Below are 18,383 nucleotides of genomic sequence, written 5' to 3'. Positions count from 1 at the left end.
ACTGCATGACAAAATTGTTATTACGATTTATAAAAAATTACCATGTTTTATAACTATGAGTAATTTATAGAACAAGATTCCATTTTATTAAAAAGGTGCTATTTTCGTTCATAAAGTTTGGCAGTTAAAGAAGCAATAAACTGCTTTAAAAATACTTTAAATTATCTCAATTTTTTTTGAGAAGAACAGAATTCAATTGACTTTCTTATAATAGAGAAAATCGAAATATTCTCATAGAAAATTTCTAACGCCAATTTGCATAACAACAAATTAAAAAATGGAGCGGGCGATGGGATTCGAACCCACGACCCCAACCTTGGCAAGGTTGTGCTCTACCCCTGAGCTACACCCGCTCACCGATTTGAAACAAATTCTGTCTCACGCATTGTCTGTATGGCGTAGGCTTATCAGAATTGCAACAAAAAAATATTATTTTTTGTGATTTATTTTTTCAATGTTAAAAAATGGAAATAAATATTGATTTTTAGAGTGCTCTTTAATAGGTTTGCCGCTTAATGGGATACTGCCTGTATTTTTCATCAATAAGGGTAAGATAGTAAGTGTTGAAAATAGTAAGTGTATGTTTTGCTGTTGTATTTTCTTTTATAATAAATGATTTTGCAAAAGCTGAAGATCGAGTAAAAATAGCTGTTACTCAAATTATCGCGCATAATTCTTTAGATGCAATTCGTAAAGGAATGGAAGATTTTCTGTTAGAAAGCGGTTATAAAAATGGTGAAAATTTACAAATAACCTTTTTATCAGCACAAGGAAATATTACTACAGCAACTCAGATTGCACGGAAATTTGCAGGGGAAAAACCTGATGTTATTGTCGCGCTTAGTACACCTTCAGCGCAAACGATGTCAGCTGCGACAAAAAAAATTCCCATTGTTTTTGCTGCAGTTTTTGATCCTGTTGAAGCAAAATTAGTTCCCTCGTTAATTAAGCCTGGAGGCAATGTGACAGGAGTTTCTGATTATACAGATATTGCAGAAAATCTTAAGCTGTTACAAAAAGTAAAACCAGAGTTGAAAAAAATAGGTTATCTGTATAATGCATCAGAAGCTAATTCTGTTTCAACTTTTAAGGTTTTAAAAAAATTGGCGGATGGTGCTGGAATGGATGTTATTCCTTCATCAGCAGCAAAATCTTCCGATGTTCAAGCTGCAATACGTGCCTTAATCGGTAAGGTAGATGTTATTTTTGTTCCTACAGACAATACGATTGTATCTGTTTTAGAAGGAGCCGCAAAGGTTGCTCTTGAAACAAAAACGCCTTTATTTGTTGCTGATTCTGATACTATTGGGCGTGGCCCTTTCATAACGCAGGGTGTAGATTATTATGATATGGGGATTGAAACTGGAAAATTGATCTTGCGTATTTTAAAAGGTGAAAAACCAGGGGATATTGATGTGGTACGTGTCAATAACAACAATATGATGGTTGATATGAAGGTAGCCAAACAAATTGGTGTGATGATACCGCAAACAGTTCTTGAATCTGCAGTGAAAGTTCTTCAATAGATTTCCATTAATAAGTATCTTAAGTTTTTATATAGGCTATTATCTTATGAATATATTCGCTGTTTCTGGAGCTGTAGAGTTAGGCCTTATTTACGCATTTGTTGCTCTTGGTGTTTATCTTTCATTTCGCGTTTTGGATTTTCCTGATTTAACCGTCGATGGTTCGTTTCTTCTTGGATCATGTGTGTGTGGTGTTTTGATTCTTTTGGGTTTTAATGCGTGGATTGCTATGGCGTGTGCTTTTGCTGCAGGAATGATGGCTGGTTTATTAACGGCTTTGTTAAATTTGCAATTTGGTATTTTAAATCTTTTAGCTTCAATTTTAACAATGTCAGCACTTTATACGGTTAATCTGCGTATTATGGGAATTACAGGAGGAGCAAATGTTAATTTAGCGCTTTCTGATACAGCTTTAACACCTTTTTATGGTTTGTTTGGTTTACCAGATATATTTGTGCGTCCTCTTTTTGTTGGTTTTATTTTGCTTGTTGTTGCTTTTTTTGTTTGGCGCTTTTTAGTGAGTGAACTCGGTCTTGCTATGCGAGCTATGGGTACTAATTCACGGATGGCGACAGCACAAGGAATTCATACATCTGCATTGATTTATTTTGGGATGGGTCTTTCAAATGCGTGTGTTGCACTTGGAGGAGCTCTTTATATTCAAACAGCAATAGCGACAGATATTACAGGTGGAATTGGGACAATTGTTTTTGGTCTAGCTGCTGTTATTATTGGTGAAACTTTGTTTCGGACGCGAAGTATTTTTTGGATTATTGTTAGCTGTATTGTAGGCTCTGTTCTTTATCGTGTTGCGGTTCAATTTGCATTTGAAATAGGGGGACTTGGAATTGATCCGTCGACAGATCTTCAATTAATTACAGCACTTTTAGTTGTTTTGGCTCTTGTGGTGCCGCGCTATTTAGAAAGACGTAGACATGATTGAGTTTTCTCATGTAGAGGTTACTTTTAAGCCAAAAACACCTTTAGAAAAACGAGCTTTGATTGATATTAACTTCAAAATTGATCAAGGAAGTTTTGTTACGATTATTGGGTCTAATGGTGCTGGGAAATCAACATTATTGAGTGTTTTAGCAGGAGCTATTCTTCCGACAAAAGGACAAATCATTATCAATGGGCATAATATTTCTCGCCAGTCGGTAAGCGAACGAGCAGAAAGGATTGCTTGTGTTTTCCAAGATTCATTAATGGGAAGTTGTGGTGCTTTGACCATTGAAGAAAATTTAGCGCTTGCTACTCTTAGGGGGCATAAACGGGGTTTTCGTCTAGCTTTAACGCGCGAAAATAAAGAGTTTTTTCGAGAGAAGATTGCTCAATTGGGTCTTGGCCTTGAAAAATGCATGCATAACCGCATGGATAGTTTATCGGGTGGACAACGTCAGGTAATTTGCCTTGTGATGGCAACTTTAGCGCGTGCAGATGTTTTATTACTTGATGAACATACCTCAGCGCTTGATCCGGGAATGGCTGATTTTGTAATGAATTTAACAGAAAAAATTGTTAAAGAAAAAAAACTAACAACTATGATGGTGACGCACTCTATGCGCCAAGCACTTGATCATGGAGATCGTACATTGATGTTGCATGGGGGACGTGTTATTTTGGATGTACATCAAGAAGAACGTAAAAATTTACATGTGAATGATTTAATTGCTATGTTTCAAAAAGTTCGCGGAGAAGCTCTCGATGATGATGAACTTTTAATGGATTAAAGTTTTGGCTCAAAAAAAAGCGCATGAAGTTGATGCTTTTTTAACGCGTTTTTCGCGCTCTTTTCCTATTGTTTTAATTTATGGGCCTGATCGTGGTCTTGTTTGTGAGCGTGCACGGCGTTTCGTTAAATTGACACAGATCTCGGTAGAAGATCCTTTTTCGACTGTTCGTTTGGATGCAACTGAAATTGATAAAGATCCCGCACGATTAGGCGATGAAGCGCATACTTTATCGTTTTTGGGAGGAGATCGTTTAATATGGATATCGAATGGAGCTAACCAAAAAGGATTTCTTGCTGCACTTAAAATTTTAATTAAAGAGCCTCCTCAAAAAAGTTTTATTTTAATTGAGGCAGAGGATTTGAAAAAAGGAACAGGGTTGCGCAGTCTTATTGAGACAGCATCAACAGCAATAGCTTTGCCTTGTTATTCAGATGATTTTGATGCTCTTGATGTATTAATTAATGAGGTTTTGAATTTTTTTAAGATGACTCTTTCTGTAGAAGCGCGTCAGTGGTTACATGAAAATTTAGGAGGAGATCATCTTGTTTCGCGAAGCGAATTGGAAAAACTGTGCCTTTGTACTTTAGATAAAAAACATATTACTCTTGAGGATGTCAGAGCTGTCGTGAGTAATGTGAGCGCTTTTTCTCAAGATGAAGTGATTGATGCTATTTTATTGGGAGATGTTACTGGTTTTGATGCTTCTTTTCGCCGATATGCGATAACACAAAGTGCACTTTTTTTTATCTTAAGCGCTGCACAAAGACATTTTCAACAGTTACAGCTTTTGCGTTATCAAGTGGAGGTTGAAGGAAAATCTGCTTTTGCAGTTATTTCTCAAGCGCGACCACCCATTTTTTTTCAGCGAAGAAAAACCGTTGAAAGTGCTTTGAGATATTGGAAATTAGAACAAATTGCTTCTGCGATGGAAAGAATTCAATGTGCTGTTTTAGAAAGTCGTAAAAATCCATTTTTGAGTAAAGCGATTATTCGTCAAGCTTTATTAGCTTTAGCTGTGACTGCACAGCGTCAAAAAGCATCTTAAAATATAGAATTTGTGCAATCTGTGGATTGATTCAAATTGATTAGGGCTTAGGCATTTTAAGAACTTGACCCTATTCATGATTATTCTTTAGAATACATCTGTTTTTATACCAAAAGGCTTCCATTTATGAATTTTAGATAACTTTTATAGAGTTTGGAATAAATTAAAACAATATCTCTAGAAGGTATGAAAATGTGGTAAAAGTTATGTTTTGGTATAGTTATCGCATTGTTGTTAATGCTGTAAGTCATTATTGGCGTGATAATGGGAGTGCTTTTGCAAGTCATGTTGCTCTTTCAGGGCTTTTAGCGTTTTTTCCTTTTTTTATTTTTGGAACTTCTGTTGCGAGTTTTTTAGGAGCATTTAAAAATACACCACAAAAAATTGGTGCGCTTGTGCAATTATTACCAGATGCGATTGCAGAGCCTTTATCAAAAGAAATTATCAATGTTTTAATGACTCAACGTAGAGATTTGTTAACACTTTCTGCTATTGGAGCAGCTTATTTTGCTTCTAATGGAGTGGAAGCGTTACGGACAGCTTTGAATAGAGCTTATCGTGTTGTTGATCGGCGGAGTGTATTTTTTTGTCGTTTTCAAAGTTTGTTTTTTGTGATTGTGGGAGCGATTGGTCTTGTTGTGATCAGTTTTTTATTGGTTTTGGCACCTTTGTTGATTAGAATTATGCAAAAACATTTTCCCTTTATTGTTGAATATATTGGTATAATACGTTTATGGCGTTATACGATTGCGATGATTGTTTTATTTATAAGCCTTTTAGTTGTTCACAAATGGTTGCCGGCAGGAAAACGAAAATTTATAGATGTTTTTCCAGGAATTGTGATAACAATGTTTTTTTGGCTTGTGGCTTCAATTGCTTTTGCTCAATATTTAACAATGTTTAATTATACCTCAACCTATGCAGGATTGACTTCCATTATGGTTGCAATCATTTTTCTCTATATGTTAAGTGCAATTTTCATTCTGGGGGGCGAAATGAATGCGGCAATTATGTTTTATCGTGAGAATGTGCAACATTCAGATGAATGAAAGAATTTTTTTTGAATACAAGTAAAGGTGAAAGCAAACATAAAAAACTTCCTATCACTTTATTTGTTGATGCGGATGCTTGTCCTGTAAAGGATGAAATCTATCGCGTTATGGATCGTTATCAGCTTAAAACATTTGTTGTCGCAAATCATTTTTTTTCTCTTCCCAATAATATGCTTCTTGAAAGAGTGATTGTTCCTAAAGGACTAAATTGTGCTGATCATTGGATTGTGAAACATGTGCATGAAGCGAGTATTGTCATCACAAGTGATATTCCTTTAGCAGCACAAGTTGTTCAGGCTGGAGCAGCATGTATTTCACCAGTCGGTCGTATTTTTGATAAAAATTCTATTGGTCAAGCTTTAGCGATACGCAATCTCATGGAAAGTTTGCGAGAACAAGGAAATTTTATAGGAGGTTCTCGCCCTTTTTGTCGTAAAGACCGTTCTTCTTTTTTATCGGCATTGGATTTAACAATACAACGTTTAAAAAGGCGCGGCTATTAAGCTATTGTGTTTCTTTAATAACAGTTTTTATCAATGCCTTAGCATCATCATTGTTCCATGGAGCTGCGCCATTGAATGATGCAATGAGATCGCCATTTTTATCGATTAAAAGTGTGACGGGTAATCCTACAGCCAATCCTTGTTTTCGGATGTCTCTAAAGATATTCATTGTTTTGTCACGGTAGTAAACTAAATTATCTGCGTGTACCTTTTGGAGAAAATCTTGAATTTTTTCAGGAGAAGCTGCTTTATCAACGTTAATCGCCATGACATCAAAGTTTTCTTCGCCCATATCACGTTTTAATTGTGCCAGTTCTGGCATTTCTGCACGGCATGGTGCACACCATGTAGCCCATAGGTTGATGAGCATCGGTTTTCCATTAAATTCAGCGAGTATATGATCTGTACCGTGAAGATCTTTAAAAGAAAGTTGGTTTGTATTATAAGGTGTATCAGCAAAGCGGAGATAAGTAAAAAAGCCTTTAGCTGCTTTTTTTATGACCATTATTTTTTCTGCTTGTGTTTTTTGGGTGTTAATTTCTTGTGCTTTTGCTTCTGAAATAAAGTTAAAAGACAAATCTATTATTTTTTCATTGTGGTTTATTATTGAGTATGAACCAAAAAAAATAAGCGAAAATGCGATGAAGTATTGAATTGTTTTCTTTTGAATTTGAAAGTGAGCAAGAATTTGAGAAATCATCATTTTATCCTAAGTGTGTTGCTTTCAGCGTACAACAAATAATACGTCAAATTTATAAAACAGTTTGAGTTGAGAAGGATTTTTCTACAGTTAAAGAAGAAATTAATATTCTAATTATTTTTGCTCAAAAGTTTTATCTACAAATATTGTATATTTACTTTCTAATGGTGCAATGTTAGCGCAAATGGAAATCATTTTGCAATGTAAAATTTCAGCCGTTTTAATGGAAGAACTCTTTCAGAAAATTTTTATAAAATTGTTTATAGAAAAAAATATTTTGTAATTGATTGAGTGCTTTTATTTTAAATGCATAAAAAATATGAGAGAAAAAGACAGATGAAAATAATTTTTAAACGTTTAGCGATTGTCTTTTTTTACTGCTTTATTATAGCTGGATGTGGACGTAAAGGGGCATTGCTACCACCTGTTTCAACGGTGGTGGAGACTTCGCATGAAGGATTAGTTTCTAAGAGCACAGCAGATAAGTCTTTTGTTCTCGATCGGTTGATACAGTAGGGATTTTTATGCGTTTTTTTTCTTATCACCAGGATATGCTTCACGTTGAAGATCTTTCACTTTCTGCAATTGCACAAGATGTTGGAACGCCTTTTTATTGTTATTCAGCTTGTGCACTGGTTACAGCTTTTAAAGACTATCAAAATGCATTTCGAGATATGCCGAGTTTGATTGCTTATGCTGTTAAAGCGAATTCAAATCAGGCTGTTTTACGACTTTTAGCAATCAATGGAGCGGGCGCGGATGTGGTTTCAGAAGGAGAGTTACGACGCGCACTTGCTGTTGGTATTCCGCCTCATCGTATTGTTTATTCTGGTGTTGGAAAAACGGTAAAAGAAATAGATTTTGCTCTTGAACAGGATATTTATTGTTTTAATGTTGAATCTGAGCCAGAGCTTGAACAATTATCAGCGCGCGCTGTTGCGCTTTCTAAAAAAGCACGTGTTTCATTGCGTATTAATCCAGATGTTGATGCAAAGACGCATAAGAAAATTACAACAGGAAAAGCTGAGAATAAATTTGGTATTCCGTTATCATTAGCTCAGAATGTATATAAAAAAGCAGCACAATTGCCCAATATTCATGTTTGTGGCGTGGATATGCATATTGGAAGTCAAATTTGTGATTTAAAACCATTTGAAGATGCATTTTCTATTGTCGCAGATTTTGTCCGTCAATTATGGAATGAAGGTCTTCCAATAACCCATATTGATATTGGAGGAGGACTTGGTATTTCGTATGGTAATGAGCAATATTCAGTGCCATCTCCTGTTGATTATGCAGCAGTGGTTAAGAAACATATTGCCCCCTTAGGAATCAACATTATCATAGAACCTGGGCGTAGTATTGTTGGTGAAGCTGGTGTATTGGTAACTTCTGTTGTGTATTTAAAAAAAGGACAAGGACGGAATTTTGTTATTGTGGATGCGGCGATGAATGATTTTATTCGTCCAACGCTTTATGATGCATGGCAAAATGTGATGCCTGTTAAGAAAACTCCAGAAAATGCGCCGCTGATGCAGGCGGATATTGTTGGTCCAGTTTGTGAAACGGGTGATTATTTAGGATTGGATCACTCTTTACCTGTTTTGATGACAGGTGATCTTTTAGCGATTACAAGAACTGGAGCTTATGGTGCTGTCATGTCAAGTACCTACAATAGCCGACTTTTGATCCCAGAAATTTTGGTTCAAGGGACGCGTTATGCAATTATTCGTCCGCGTTTTGAGTATGCACAATTAATAGGTTTTGATCGTATTCCTGAGTGGATTGAGCATTGTTAGTGATTATTTGTCTTATTTCGACTTAATTTTGATGAAACAATTTATTTTTTTATTACTAAAGAGATCTTATAATTTTAATGAGCTGCTATAAAAATTATAATAAAGAAGGATAAAGATTGATCAATGAGGAATAAAGACATCAAAAGTTTTGCGAGAATAAAGCTTTTGTATGTGCGCATTTTGGCTTTGTGCGTTTTATGTTATGAACGAATATGGCCGCGACTATTGCCATTTTTTCTCATTTTTAGTCTTTTGTGTTCAGTAAGCTGGTTTGGCATTTTTAGCATCCTGAATTATTGGGTGCATTTATTTCTTTTATGTCTTTTTTTGTTGTCCATGGTTGGGAGTTTATTTCTACTGTATGGTTTTCATTGTCCTACAGTCAAAGATATTGATCGCTATATTGAACAAAAAAGTGGACTTAAAAATCAGCCCTTAAGTGTTCAGACAGATTACTTATGTTCTGAAGATGAAGAAGGTTTGAGTGCTTTTATTTGGCATGAACATCAGCGTCGTATGGCAAAAAAAATACGTCATTTACGCGTTGGTTTTGCCCATCCTAATAGTGCTTTTTATGATCCTATGGCGCTCCGATCTTTATTTGTGCTTCTTTGGGTATGCGCTTTTAGTTTTTCTTTCGGTTCGTCAGGAGGACGTTTGGCCGATGTGTTTGATTTACATCTTGCGGTAAATGATACATCAACACGAGTTGATGCGTGGATTACACCACCTTCTTATACAGGGATTGCACCTATTTATTTGACAAAACGTGAAGAAACACTGTTGACGGTACCTGAAGGAAGTAACCTGATTGTGCGTGTCGTCAATGGTAAGGATGTTACGGTAAAAGCAGTATCTGAAGAAAATGCACAATCAGTTTTATTGTCTCAAAAAAGTGAAAAAATAGCTTCAAATGATTCAATTACTCATTTTGAAGCAAAGTTAGAACGTTCAATTTATTTGTCTGTATTATCTCGGCAGAAACAACATCAATGGCATTTACAGGTTATTAAAGATACATCTCCGACAATTCATTGGTTAGAAAAACCAGGACGGATTTTATCGGGTTCATTAGAATTACAGTATGAAATGGATGATGATTATGGAGTTACAAAGGCTTTTGTTGAAATAAATCCTCTTTTCGATCAAGATAAAAATGCCCTTTCTCTTTATAAAGCTCCTGAAATAAATCTGCTTTTAGCTCGTGGTGGAAAAGGTAAAACGCGAATGGTACAAGATGTATCAAGTCATCCATGGGCGGGTTCAGAAGTTAAAATTACTCTGGTGGCAGAAGATGGAGCTGGTCAACAAGGACGCAGTAAAACTTTTATTATGACGTTACCTCAGCGTATTTTTGGGAATCCTGTTGCACGTGCGGTGAGTGAACAGCGTCGTTTATTAGCTCTTGATGCGTCCAAGCGAGAGAATGTTCTTGATATGCTTGCTGCTTTGCTGGTACGCCCAGAAGAGGGGCTGCAAAATTCAACACATTTTCTTGCATTACAGAGTGCATGGACAAGGCTTTCTTTGGCAGAGACGGAAGATCAATTACGCGATGTGGTTCATTATTTATGGAAAATTGCTTTAGGAATTGAAGAAGATCAGATTGAATCTGCTCAACAAAGATTAAAACAAGCACAAGCTGCTTTGCGTGATGCGCTGCGTCATGGTGCTTCAAGTACAGAAATTGAACGATTGATAGCGGATTTACGCCAAGCAATGAATAATTATATCGATTCTTTGGCTCAAGAAATGTTAGAAAATAGTGATTTTAATGGAAAAAATCTTTCTGAAGATACCTTACAAAAAAAGCTGAATGCGATTGAAGAAATGGCAAAAACAGGATTTTCTTCTGCGGCTGAACAACTTTTAGCTGAAATGGAACAAGTGCTTGATCATTTGCATGTTTTCAGAAACAGTCAAATGGAAAATAAAGAAGATAATCCTACAGCACAAATGAAAGAAAAGATTGATCAACTGGGTGATTTAATGCGTCGTCAGCAAGAAATTCTTAACGATACGCATCAGTTAGAAATGGAAAATAGACGAGGAGCAAATATATCCAAAAAGAAAAGTGACGCTTTGAAAAAGCGGCAAGCTGAGTTGCAGTCTGAATTATCCGTGTTGGAAAAAGAGCTGTCGTTACAAGGAACTGAACAAAGTGAAGCTCTAAAAGAGGCAGAAAAGAAAATGAATTCTGCAAAGACTGCTCTTGGTCGTGGGAATCATGAAATGTCTATACAAAATCAATCAGAGACTTTAGAAGCTTTACGACAAGGTGCACAGAATCTTTTGAAAAAAATGCGTGAAGAACTTAAAAGAGCAGGCAATAATCAAAAGACTTTTTCTGAGCCTAAAGATCCATTAGGGCGTTCATTGTCTACAGAAACGAGCCAAGATCAAGAAAACCAATTTTTACCGCAAGAAAGTGATAGAATTCGTGCGCAGAAAATTTTAGAAGAAATTCGTAAACGTCTTGGAAATGAGTATATTCCAGAAATAGAAAAAAATTATCTGGAAAGACTTCTTCGCTTTAATTAGCTATCGATTGTTCTCGTTATGATGGGCAACAAGGATGTTAAAAGTTTTGATGAGAAATGTACTCAGTATAACAGGGTAAAGCAAAGATATTTCTCATAAATTTATTTAAGAGAAGGTTTGTGTTTATTTTATGATTTTTTCGGAATCATTTGAGTTAAAATATAGAATATTAAAATTTTTTCCTCTTGTGGAGAAAAGACAAGAATCCATATAAAGTTGAGTATCTAGAAATTGTAGCCTTTAAAATTTTTTTACTTGGGACGTTAAATTGGACGTAGTCACACTTAGAGATTTTTATACTTCTACACTTGGTATACGAGTTCAGACGACGCTTTGTGACCAGTTAAATTTGTATTGGCCTGATCTTACAGATAAAAAAGTTATTGGTTTGGGATATGCGCTTCCCTATCTTTCTGCATTGCGGGAACGTGCACAGCAATGTTTTGCTTTTATGCTTGCGCGTCAAGGATCTTTGCCTTGGCCTTGTTCGGATAAGGTTGCTACAGCACTTGTCTTTGAAGAGGATTTACCTCTTCCTGATGCTTCAGTTGATTGTATTTTGTTAGTTCATGCGCTTGAATATACGGAAAATTCACATGAAACTTTAAAGGAAATATGGCGTGTTTTAGCACCTAATGGCCGTTTGATTGTTGTTGTTCCAAATCGTTCTGGTTTTTGGGCGCGAAACGATCACACACCTTTTGGTTATGGAGAACCTTATAGTCGGCAGCAAGTTATTCGCTTATTTGAAAAAACAAATTTTATTGCTGGACCAATCCAAGAAATTGTCCATTATATTCCTTCTTCTCGGTATGGGGCACCATTCTTTTCACTTTTTTATGAACCACTTGCACGCCATCTTTTTCCTTATTTTGGCGGGTTGTTAATGTGCCAAGCGCAAAAACGTATTTATCAAGGTTTATTTGTACAGCCTCGTTTGTCGCGACGTATTTTTATTCCTGCTTTATCACCACAGACTCGCGAGAAATATATTTCCTCTTAATATGATTTTTGTTATAAAGAAAAAATGAGGGAGAACAAATTAATTACAGATAAAACTTAGAGATTAAGATAATATCCGTTTTGTTCTGTGATAAGAATTTGTGCATTGAAAGGATCTTTTTCAATTTTTTGCCGTAAGCGGTAAATGTGTGTTTCTAATGTATGGGTAACAATATTCTCATTATAGCCCCAAATTTGCTTTAGGAGTGTTTCTCGACTCACAATTTGATTTTTGGTGTGATAAAGATATTTAAGAATCGCTGCTTCTTTTTCTGTAAGACGAATGGGGTTATTATGTTGATCAAGAAGAAGTTTTTGCCCTGGTTTAAAAGTATAAGAACAAATGTGAAAAACAGCTTCTTCATTTTGTTCGTGGTGGCGTAGTTGAGTGCGGATGCGTGCTAACAGTACTGCAAAACGAAAAGGTTTTGTTACATAGTCATTGACGCCTTTTTCTAGATCTAAAAAAGTATCACAATTTGTATTATTATCAGTGATCATGATGATGGGAGAGCGGAATCCTTGGGTACGTAATTTTTTAACAGCTTCATACCCATCAAGATCAGGAAGTTGGATATCAAAAATGGCCAGATCAACATTTTTTTCTTGTGCTATTTTAATTCCTCCTTCAGCTGTTTTTGCTTGGAGCACTTTAAATTCTTCATGAATTTGCAATTGTTCTACCAAAATAGGGCGTAGATCATTATCATTCTCAACAATTAAAAGAGTATAATCATTCATTTTTTTTCCTTATAAAGCGTGTTTGCATTATCGTAAGTGGAAATGAGTTTCATGAAAAATGGTATTTGATGCAAGTAAAATTAAAAAAGAAATTATATAAAAAACAAACTTGTATTACGACTATAGTTATTCGTCGGCAAATGAGAACACAGGCACGGGGTATTGTTTGTATTGGTCAGCATCGTTTTTTTTGTGCGTTAGGAAGATCAGGTATTTCTTCGTTTAAACGTGAAGGTGATGGTGCGACACCTTTGGCATCTATGCGTTGTTTAGCAGGGTTTCGTAGTACTTTTTATCGTTCTTTTCCACGCTCAACTTTGCCTTTTTGGCGCATTCGAGCACAAGATGGTTGGTGTGATGCGAGTGGTGATGCCAATTATAATCGTTTGGTGCGTCTCCCTTATCCTAAAAGTGCTGAAAAGATGCAACGTGATGATGGGCTTTATGCTATTGGTCTTATTTTGGATTGGAATATTACTGAGAGGAGAATGGCAAGAGGAAGCGCTATTTTTATGCATTTAGCACGGCATGATTATGCGCCAACAGCAGGATGTATTGCACTTTCTCGTCATGATATGGAGCGTCTTTTACCTTATATTAATCAGCGAACAAATATTATTGTTTTAAGATAAAAGTGTTGTTTTATTGATCCCACCCATAGAGCAAACCTCTTTCCATTCATCTTCTGCAACAGGTTGGACTGATAAACGCATGGTTTTAACGAGTGCCATGTTTTTGAGTTTTGGATTGGCTTTGATTTGTTTTAATGAAACAGGTACTGGCATATCACAAATTGCGCGAATATCGACACATTCCCAGCGCGGGTCGAGTGTTGTCGTGTCATGATGCGCTTCAGCGCAAACCTCCACAATGCCCACAATTTCTAAACCCTGGTTTGAATGATAAAAAAAACCTTTATCTCCATATTTCATAGCGCGCATATTATTGCGTGCTTGATAATTGCGCACACCATCCCATTCTTCACCGGAATCACCTTTTTGTTTTTGCATATCCCATGACCATTTTTGGGGTTCAGATTTAAAAAGCCAATAAGCCATGAAAGTTCCTTTTGATGTCCATTGGAATGTGTTTTCGGATTGTTTTTAATAAAAAACAAATGGTTGAATAACATTATTAAAAGCGATTTGGAATTTAAATTATCTTAACAGATTGTCATAAAAAGCGCTTTTGTTTGATAAAAACATAAATTGTAGGAGGCAATTTTTATGGTGTTATTTTCTTGTCTTATTTGAGAGTAAGCATTTTGAAAATTCAGTTATCATTTTTATGCTTTTGTTCCGCGACGTCCTGCTCCAATTAAAGGTGTGGCTTTTTCATCGAGAGGCCAGCGTGAACGAGGAGCGATATCAAGAGAGCTTGTTTGCCCTCGTATTAATCGTTCTGCTCCGGCAAAAGCAATCATTGCAGCATTGTCTGTGCACAGAGAAAGAGGAGGAGCGATAAATTCAAAACCGTGTTGATGAGCAAGTTCTTGTAAAGTAGAACGAATGGCTTGATTAGCAGCAACACCTCCAGCAACAACTAAAGCAGGAGAATGGTTCTTTTGATTCTGAGAAAAAGGATAATGGCGAAGAAATTCTTGCAGAGCCAAACTAACGCGATCTTGTACGGTATCAGTAACAGCTTCTTGAAAGCTTGCAGCAATATCAGCGATGTCTTTATCTGTGAGAGGTGCCATAGCTGTTGCGGCTTGTCGAACAGCAGTTTTTAAACCAGAAAAAGAAAAGTCTAATCGTTTTTCACCTTTTAGAGGTCGAGGAAGAGGAATGCGATTTTTATCACCTGATAAAGCTGCTTTTTCAAGTGAAGGACCACCAGGATAAGGAAGACCTAAGAGTTTTGCTGTTTTATCAAAAGCTTCTCCTAAGGCGTCATCAATTGTTGTTCCTAAACGCTGATAATTGCCAACATCATGAACAAGAATCATTTGCGTATGGCCGCCTGATACTAACAATAGTAAATAGGGAAATTGAACATTATGGGTAAGAACAGCTGTCAGAGCGTGTCCTTCTAAATGATTGACGGCAATAAAAGGTTTTCCCGTGGCAAGAGCTAGAGCTTTTGCACTCATAAGTCCGACTAAAAGCCCTCCTACTAAACCAGGACCACTTGTTGCTGCGATACCATCAATGTCTTTGAGTTTTAGTTTTGCTTCTGTTAATGCTTTAAGAATGAGACTATCGAGAATTTCGACATGAGCACGAGCGGCAATTTCTGGAACGACACCACCATAAGGAGCGTGATCTTCAATTTGGCTCCAAACAATATTGGAGAGGATACGACTTTTTCCTTTGGGATTATGTTCAATAATAGCAGCAGCAGTTTCATCACAACTTGTTTCTATTCCCAATAGGCGCATTTTAGGCTAAACCTTATCGTTAAATTGAAAGATTCTTTCGAGTGTGCGTATCATGTACAAATGAAGATGCAAAGGAGATTTCTTAAAATGAGTTTTGGCAAACATAAAGAAGATATATACAAATATTGATATTTTATCGTGCTCTTCTTGAAACTTTTACAATGATACTCTCATAGATCATATAAAAAGATTGATTTTTTTTGAGTATATTTCAATGCATATTGCGTATTTATCCTATTTTTTAAATACATATTTGTGATTGGAAGTAAGCTTAAAAAAGTATCATACAAGTATCTCTTTGAAGAAAAAGACTATTCTGTGCGCTGTTTATGAAAAAAAAGACACATAAAAAATATTTTTCAAAAAAAATTCATTAAAATTTCTTTCATTTTGTTATTTTATTGTAAAATGATGTGAGAAATATAAGGTGATAGTTATGGCAGAAAAACCGAAAGCAAAATCACATTATACAGGTGGTCGTCGTAAAGCGCCTGTGATTGAACATAAGACTGTAGAAAGTGATGAAGAGGAAACAAGACACAGTTCAACAGATTCAATTGTGGTAGAAAAACAAAATAAGCCCTATGAAGAAAATACTTCTACAGTTTCCTGTATTTCTAAAGTTTATTTACTAATGTCAGGCGTTATCGGTGGCTTTATTGCTTTAGGTTTTGGAATAGGGCTTCAAAAATCTGGTTTTTTTCCTTCTTCCAAAGTGCATCCTTCCAGAGTGCATCATCATATGAAGGAAGAGCGTGTTTTTCATGAATTTGAAGTAGAACGAAAACAATTAAAAGAAGTGGTGGAACGATATAGGAATTCTCTTCCATTGTTTGAAGACAAAATAGAGAATGTTACTAAAGAGATTGAGACGTTGAAAGAAGCTTTTCACTCTTTTTCATCGCAACCTGTTAAATTTTTTCAAAAAGATAAAACTTCTCAAGAAGAATACAAAAGAATTCTTTCAAATTTAGCAGAAAAAGTAGATCAGCTTACCGAAGAATTTGAAGCTATGAAATCTGTTAAATCTTTTAAAGAAGAAAAAAAGGAAAGTTTTTCCATTTTAGAAGAAAAGGTGGCTGCTCTTGAAGAGCATATGCAAACTTTTGTTAATATTTCAAAAGAGATGAATGAAGTATTGCTTGTTGGACAAAATAATATCAATGATTTAAGTGTCTTAAAACAGCAGTTAAACACTATACAAGAAGAAATTGCTGCAAAGAGTCATCAGAAAGATGAAACAAAAACGGCAAAGTTTATTGCGATCAACGCGTTAAAAAATGCCGTGGATCGTGGTGGATCCTATGTTGATGAATTGAAAATGCTACAGAATGTTCTTCCTTCTGATGTAAGTTTTGATTTATTACAAAAAACAGCCCATACAGGTCTTCCTACTTCTGCTAGGCTTTCAGCTAATTTTGCAAATGTTGCAGATACGATTGTTCGTACACAAAATATTGCTGCGCCGGATGCTGGTTTTTCTGAGCAAATATGGATGTGGATAAAAAATTTGGTTGTTTCACGACCTATAGGAGATGTTGAAGGAGCAACGCTTGGTGCAATTGTGGCACGGATGGAAGTTGCTATTCAAGCCGGTGATTATCAAAAAGCTTTAACAGAATGGCAAACATTGCCTCAAAATGCACAAGATGTTTCAATCGATTTTATGCGTCAGCTTGAACAGAATTTGGCTGTGCAGAATGCTCTTCAGAAACTGTTAATTTCTGTGCAATAAGAATCTTCTTAGGCAATGGATATGTAAATAGGATCAAAAATGGTACGTATTTTTATCTATATTTTTATTGTATGTATCCTAGGTACAGCTTTTGCATGGATTGCTAATCATAATGATGTTTTAGTGATAACATTTTTACATTATCGATTAACAATTTCACTTTTAACTCTTTTAAGTGCTTTTATTTTCCTTTTAGGAATATTTATGCTTTTATGGTGGTTTTTGGGAATTGTTTTTTCTATTCCTAGTGGTCTTTCTAATTATTTTTATGCACGACAGCAAAAACAGGGTCGCGAAGCTCTTTCACGAGGATTTCTTGCTGTTTTTGCTGGTGATTGTGGAACTGCACAAAAAATGGAAGGTCGAGCATTAAAATATTTAGCAAAAAATCATGAACCATTAATAAAACTTTTACAGGCTCAAATTTTATTTTTGCAAAAAAACTCTAAGGATGCCATTGAATTATATGAAGAAATGAGAGAAAATTCTTCAACAAAACTTGCTGGGCTTTACGGTTTGTTTCGTGAAGCAATGAACGCAAAAGCTTATGATGCAGCACAGCAATATGCAGAAGAAGCGTTGTCTTTGTCTCCAGCTCTTTTGTGGGCAAGCCAAGCTGTTCTTGATCGTTTAAGTGCTGAAGGACAATGGGATAAGGCGCTTGAGGTTTTTAAAAAAACACAGAAAACTTTACCACGCGCTGCTCGTTTTACAGAAGAACACAACCGTACATATGCTGTTTTGTTAAGTGGAAAAGCCCTTCATTTGTTTGATACGCATCCTGTTGAGGCGCGTACCGCTATTTTGCAAGCACATAAGTTAATGCCAGATTTTGAACCGATAATAACGATTGCGGCAGATATTCTGTATCAATTAAAAGAGGTCCGTAAAGCCGATAAAATGATTATTAAGGCTTGGCAAAAAAATCCTCATCCTGATTTAGGAATGCTCTATCTTGAAAGAGAAAAAGGAGCTGTTGGGCGTTTGAAAAAAGCTAAAAAATTAGCGGCCTATAACGAAAATGCATTTGAATCAATGTTTCTTATTGCCAAAGCTGCTTTAGATGCCGGTGAATTGGTATTAGCGAAAGAACAAGCGCAAAAGGCACTACAAATTCATCCACGTGAAAGCGTTTATTTATTGTTGGCAGATATTGAAGAAGTGCAAGGAAATGATCCAGGATTGGTAAAAAAGTGGCTTTCATTAGCTTTGCGTGCGGAACGTGATCCAGCATGGATTTGTGAAGGGACTCTTTTTTCTTCTTGGGCAGCAGTTTCTCCGATAAGTGGACGATTGGATTGTTTTGAATGGAAAGTTCCGCCTCGTTTGCCTCCTGTAACATTAGAGGCTGAAAATATTGCACTGAAAAAAGAATATAAAAAATATAGTATAGACAAAGTTGTTTTTATTGAAGATAAACCATCTGAAGTCTTTTTTCCTATGGAAGATGAATTTTCTAATGAAGTTCAAATAGAGAAACAGGAAAAAGAGATACAAGATCCGATACATTTAAATGTTGATAATCCAGGAATAAAAATAGAAGAGGATACCTCTTTATCAAAAAAGAAAGAGGGTTATTTAAAGAGAAAGAGCTATAATAAACATTATTGAATGACTTGGTTAAAA

The 18,383-nt window shown here is 35.8% G+C and carries 17 protein-coding genes and 1 tRNA gene; 13 read left to right on the top strand and 5 right to left on the bottom strand.

Annotation, left to right across the window (positions count from 1 at the left end):
- Positions 1-278: 278 nt before the first annotated feature.
- Positions 279-353: transfer RNA gene (locus NPY00_RS00265), tRNA-Gly, on the bottom strand.
- 207 nt (positions 354-560) lie between these two features.
- Here NPY00_RS00265 and NPY00_RS00260 point away from each other — a divergent pair.
- From NPY00_RS00260 to NPY00_RS00235, 6 genes are all read left to right on the top strand, one after another.
- Positions 561-1,526, top strand: coding sequence for an ABC transporter substrate-binding protein (locus NPY00_RS00260; RefSeq protein WP_269020027.1), 966 nt, complete (start codon positions 561-563; stop codon positions 1,524-1,526).
- 46 nt (positions 1,527-1,572) lie between these two features.
- Complete coding sequence (locus NPY00_RS00255; RefSeq protein ID WP_269020025.1) at positions 1,573-2,469, top strand: ABC transporter permease; 897 nt, start codon at positions 1,573-1,575, stop codon at positions 2,467-2,469.
- Positions 2,462-3,256: an ABC transporter ATP-binding protein gene (locus NPY00_RS00250; RefSeq protein ID WP_269020024.1), complete on the top strand. Its 795-nt coding sequence runs from the start codon at positions 2,462-2,464 to the stop codon at positions 3,254-3,256. The genes NPY00_RS00255 and NPY00_RS00250 overlap by 8 nt, the downstream gene beginning before the upstream one ends.
- 4 nt (positions 3,257-3,260) lie before the next feature.
- Positions 3,261-4,304, top strand: coding sequence for a DNA polymerase III subunit delta (gene holA / locus NPY00_RS00245; RefSeq protein WP_269020023.1), 1,044 nt, complete (start codon positions 3,261-3,263; stop codon positions 4,302-4,304).
- Between the two features lie 194 nt (positions 4,305-4,498).
- On the top strand, positions 4,499-5,353 hold the full coding sequence (locus NPY00_RS00240) for a YihY/virulence factor BrkB family protein (protein ID WP_269020022.1): 855 nt from the start codon (positions 4,499-4,501) through the stop codon (positions 5,351-5,353).
- A complete protein-coding gene (locus NPY00_RS00235) occupies positions 5,350-5,859 on the top strand; it encodes a YaiI/YqxD family protein (RefSeq protein ID WP_442864017.1) in 510 nt (169 codons plus the stop codon). The genes NPY00_RS00240 and NPY00_RS00235 overlap by 4 nt, the downstream gene beginning before the upstream one ends.
- A 1-nt stretch (position 5,860) precedes the next feature.
- Here NPY00_RS00235 and NPY00_RS00230 read toward each other — a convergent pair whose 3' ends face one another.
- Positions 5,861-6,559 (bottom strand): TlpA disulfide reductase family protein, encoded by a 699-nt coding sequence (locus NPY00_RS00230; protein WP_269020241.1) that lies wholly within the window; start codon positions 6,557-6,559, stop codon positions 5,861-5,863.
- A 336-nt stretch (positions 6,560-6,895) separates the two neighbouring features.
- Here NPY00_RS00230 and NPY00_RS00225 point away from each other — a divergent pair, with 336 nt between their 5' ends.
- The 4 genes from NPY00_RS00225 (at position 6,896) to NPY00_RS00210 (ending at position 11,902) form a co-directional block, all read left to right on the top strand.
- Positions 6,896-7,075, top strand: coding sequence for an LptM family lipoprotein (locus tag NPY00_RS00225; RefSeq protein WP_269020019.1), 180 nt, complete (start codon positions 6,896-6,898; stop codon positions 7,073-7,075).
- A gap of 8 nt (positions 7,076-7,083) precedes the next feature.
- On the top strand, positions 7,084-8,358 hold the full coding sequence (gene lysA, locus NPY00_RS00220; protein WP_269020018.1) for a diaminopimelate decarboxylase: 1,275 nt from the start codon (positions 7,084-7,086) through the stop codon (positions 8,356-8,358).
- A 123-nt stretch (positions 8,359-8,481) separates the two neighbouring features.
- Entirely contained in the window at positions 8,482-10,899 is a 2,418-nt protein-coding gene (locus NPY00_RS00215; protein WP_269020017.1) for a TIGR02302 family protein, read from the top strand.
- Between the two features lie 268 nt (positions 10,900-11,167).
- The gene (locus NPY00_RS00210; protein ID WP_269020016.1) at positions 11,168-11,902 is read left to right on the top strand and encodes a class I SAM-dependent methyltransferase; all 735 of its coding nucleotides are present in this window, start codon (positions 11,168-11,170) and stop codon (positions 11,900-11,902) included.
- A gap of 56 nt (positions 11,903-11,958) precedes the next feature.
- On the opposite strand, the gene NPY00_RS00205 is transcribed toward NPY00_RS00210, so the two are convergent.
- The gene (locus NPY00_RS00205; RefSeq protein WP_269020015.1) at positions 11,959-12,642 is read right to left on the bottom strand and encodes a response regulator transcription factor; all 684 of its coding nucleotides are present in this window, start codon (positions 12,640-12,642) and stop codon (positions 11,959-11,961) included.
- 68 nt (positions 12,643-12,710) lie between these two features.
- On the opposite strand from NPY00_RS00205, the gene NPY00_RS00200 reads away from it, so the two are divergent.
- Positions 12,711-13,274 carry a L,D-transpeptidase family protein gene (locus tag NPY00_RS00200; RefSeq protein WP_269020014.1) on the top strand — a complete coding sequence of 188 codons (564 nt, stop codon included), beginning with the start codon at positions 12,711-12,713 and terminating at the stop codon, positions 13,272-13,274.
- Here NPY00_RS00200 and NPY00_RS00195 read toward each other — a convergent pair.
- Entirely contained in the window at positions 13,266-13,700 is a 435-nt protein-coding gene (locus NPY00_RS00195) for an EVE domain-containing protein (protein WP_269020013.1), read from the bottom strand. The two genes, NPY00_RS00200 and NPY00_RS00195, sit on opposite strands and share 9 nt — an antisense overlap.
- Positions 13,701-13,927: 227 nt before the next feature.
- Positions 13,928-15,022, bottom strand: coding sequence for a tRNA (adenosine(37)-N6)-threonylcarbamoyltransferase complex transferase subunit TsaD (gene tsaD / locus NPY00_RS00190; RefSeq protein WP_269020012.1), 1,095 nt, complete (start codon positions 15,020-15,022; stop codon positions 13,928-13,930).
- 436 nt (positions 15,023-15,458) lie between these two features.
- Between tsaD and NPY00_RS00185 the strand changes: the two genes are divergently transcribed.
- Together NPY00_RS00185 and NPY00_RS00180 are read left to right on the top strand one after the other, a co-directional pair.
- On the top strand, positions 15,459-16,757 hold the full coding sequence (locus tag NPY00_RS00185; RefSeq protein WP_329957987.1) for a COG4223 family protein: 1,299 nt from the start codon (positions 15,459-15,461) through the stop codon (positions 16,755-16,757).
- Between the two features lie 39 nt (positions 16,758-16,796).
- Positions 16,797-18,368 (top strand): heme biosynthesis protein HemY, encoded by a 1,572-nt coding sequence (locus NPY00_RS00180; protein ID WP_269020011.1) that lies wholly within the window; start codon positions 16,797-16,799, stop codon positions 18,366-18,368.
- Positions 18,369-18,383: the final 15 nt, after the last annotated feature.

It is taken from the genome of Bartonella sp. F02, assembly GCF_026929975.1.
GTDB lineage: Bacteria > Pseudomonadota > Alphaproteobacteria > Rhizobiales > Rhizobiaceae > Bartonella.
Note: the sequence above shows the minus strand (reverse complement) of the source record. Positions and strands in the feature narration are given on the sequence as shown.

What these genes read in the sequence shown, in the direction of transcription:
- NPY00_RS00255 (WP_269020025.1), top strand. Translation starts at nt 1,573, where the DNA reads ATGAATATATTCGCTGTTTCTGGAGCTGTAGAGTTAGGCCTTATTTAC.
- NPY00_RS00250 (WP_269020024.1), top strand. Translation starts at nt 2,462, where the DNA reads ATGATTGAGTTTTCTCATGTAGAGGTTACTTTTAAGCCAAAAACACCT.
- NPY00_RS00235 (WP_442864017.1), top strand. Translation starts at nt 5,350, where the DNA reads ATGAAAGAATTTTTTTTGAATACAAGTAAAGGTGAAAGCAAACATAAA.
- NPY00_RS00230 (WP_269020241.1), bottom strand. Translation starts at nt 6,559, where the DNA reads ATGATTTCTCAAATTCTTGCTCACTTTCAAATTCAAAAGAAAACAATT.
- NPY00_RS00225 (WP_269020019.1), top strand. Translation starts at nt 6,896, where the DNA reads ATGAAAATAATTTTTAAACGTTTAGCGATTGTCTTTTTTTACTGCTTT.
- lysA (WP_269020018.1), top strand. Translation starts at nt 7,084, where the DNA reads ATGCGTTTTTTTTCTTATCACCAGGATATGCTTCACGTTGAAGATCTT.
- NPY00_RS00215 (WP_269020017.1), top strand. Translation starts at nt 8,482, where the DNA reads ATGAGGAATAAAGACATCAAAAGTTTTGCGAGAATAAAGCTTTTGTAT.
- NPY00_RS00205 (WP_269020015.1), bottom strand. Translation starts at nt 12,642, where the DNA reads ATGAATGATTATACTCTTTTAATTGTTGAGAATGATAATGATCTACGC.
- NPY00_RS00200 (WP_269020014.1), top strand. Translation starts at nt 12,711, where the DNA reads ATGCAAGTAAAATTAAAAAAGAAATTATATAAAAAACAAACTTGTATT.
- NPY00_RS00195 (WP_269020013.1), bottom strand. Translation starts at nt 13,700, where the DNA reads ATGGCTTATTGGCTTTTTAAATCTGAACCCCAAAAATGGTCATGGGAT.
- tsaD (WP_269020012.1), bottom strand. Translation starts at nt 15,022, where the DNA reads ATGCGCCTATTGGGAATAGAAACAAGTTGTGATGAAACTGCTGCTGCT.
- NPY00_RS00185 (WP_329957987.1), top strand. Translation starts at nt 15,459, where the DNA reads ATGGCAGAAAAACCGAAAGCAAAATCACATTATACAGGTGGTCGTCGT.
- NPY00_RS00180 (WP_269020011.1), top strand. Translation starts at nt 16,797, where the DNA reads ATGGTACGTATTTTTATCTATATTTTTATTGTATGTATCCTAGGTACA.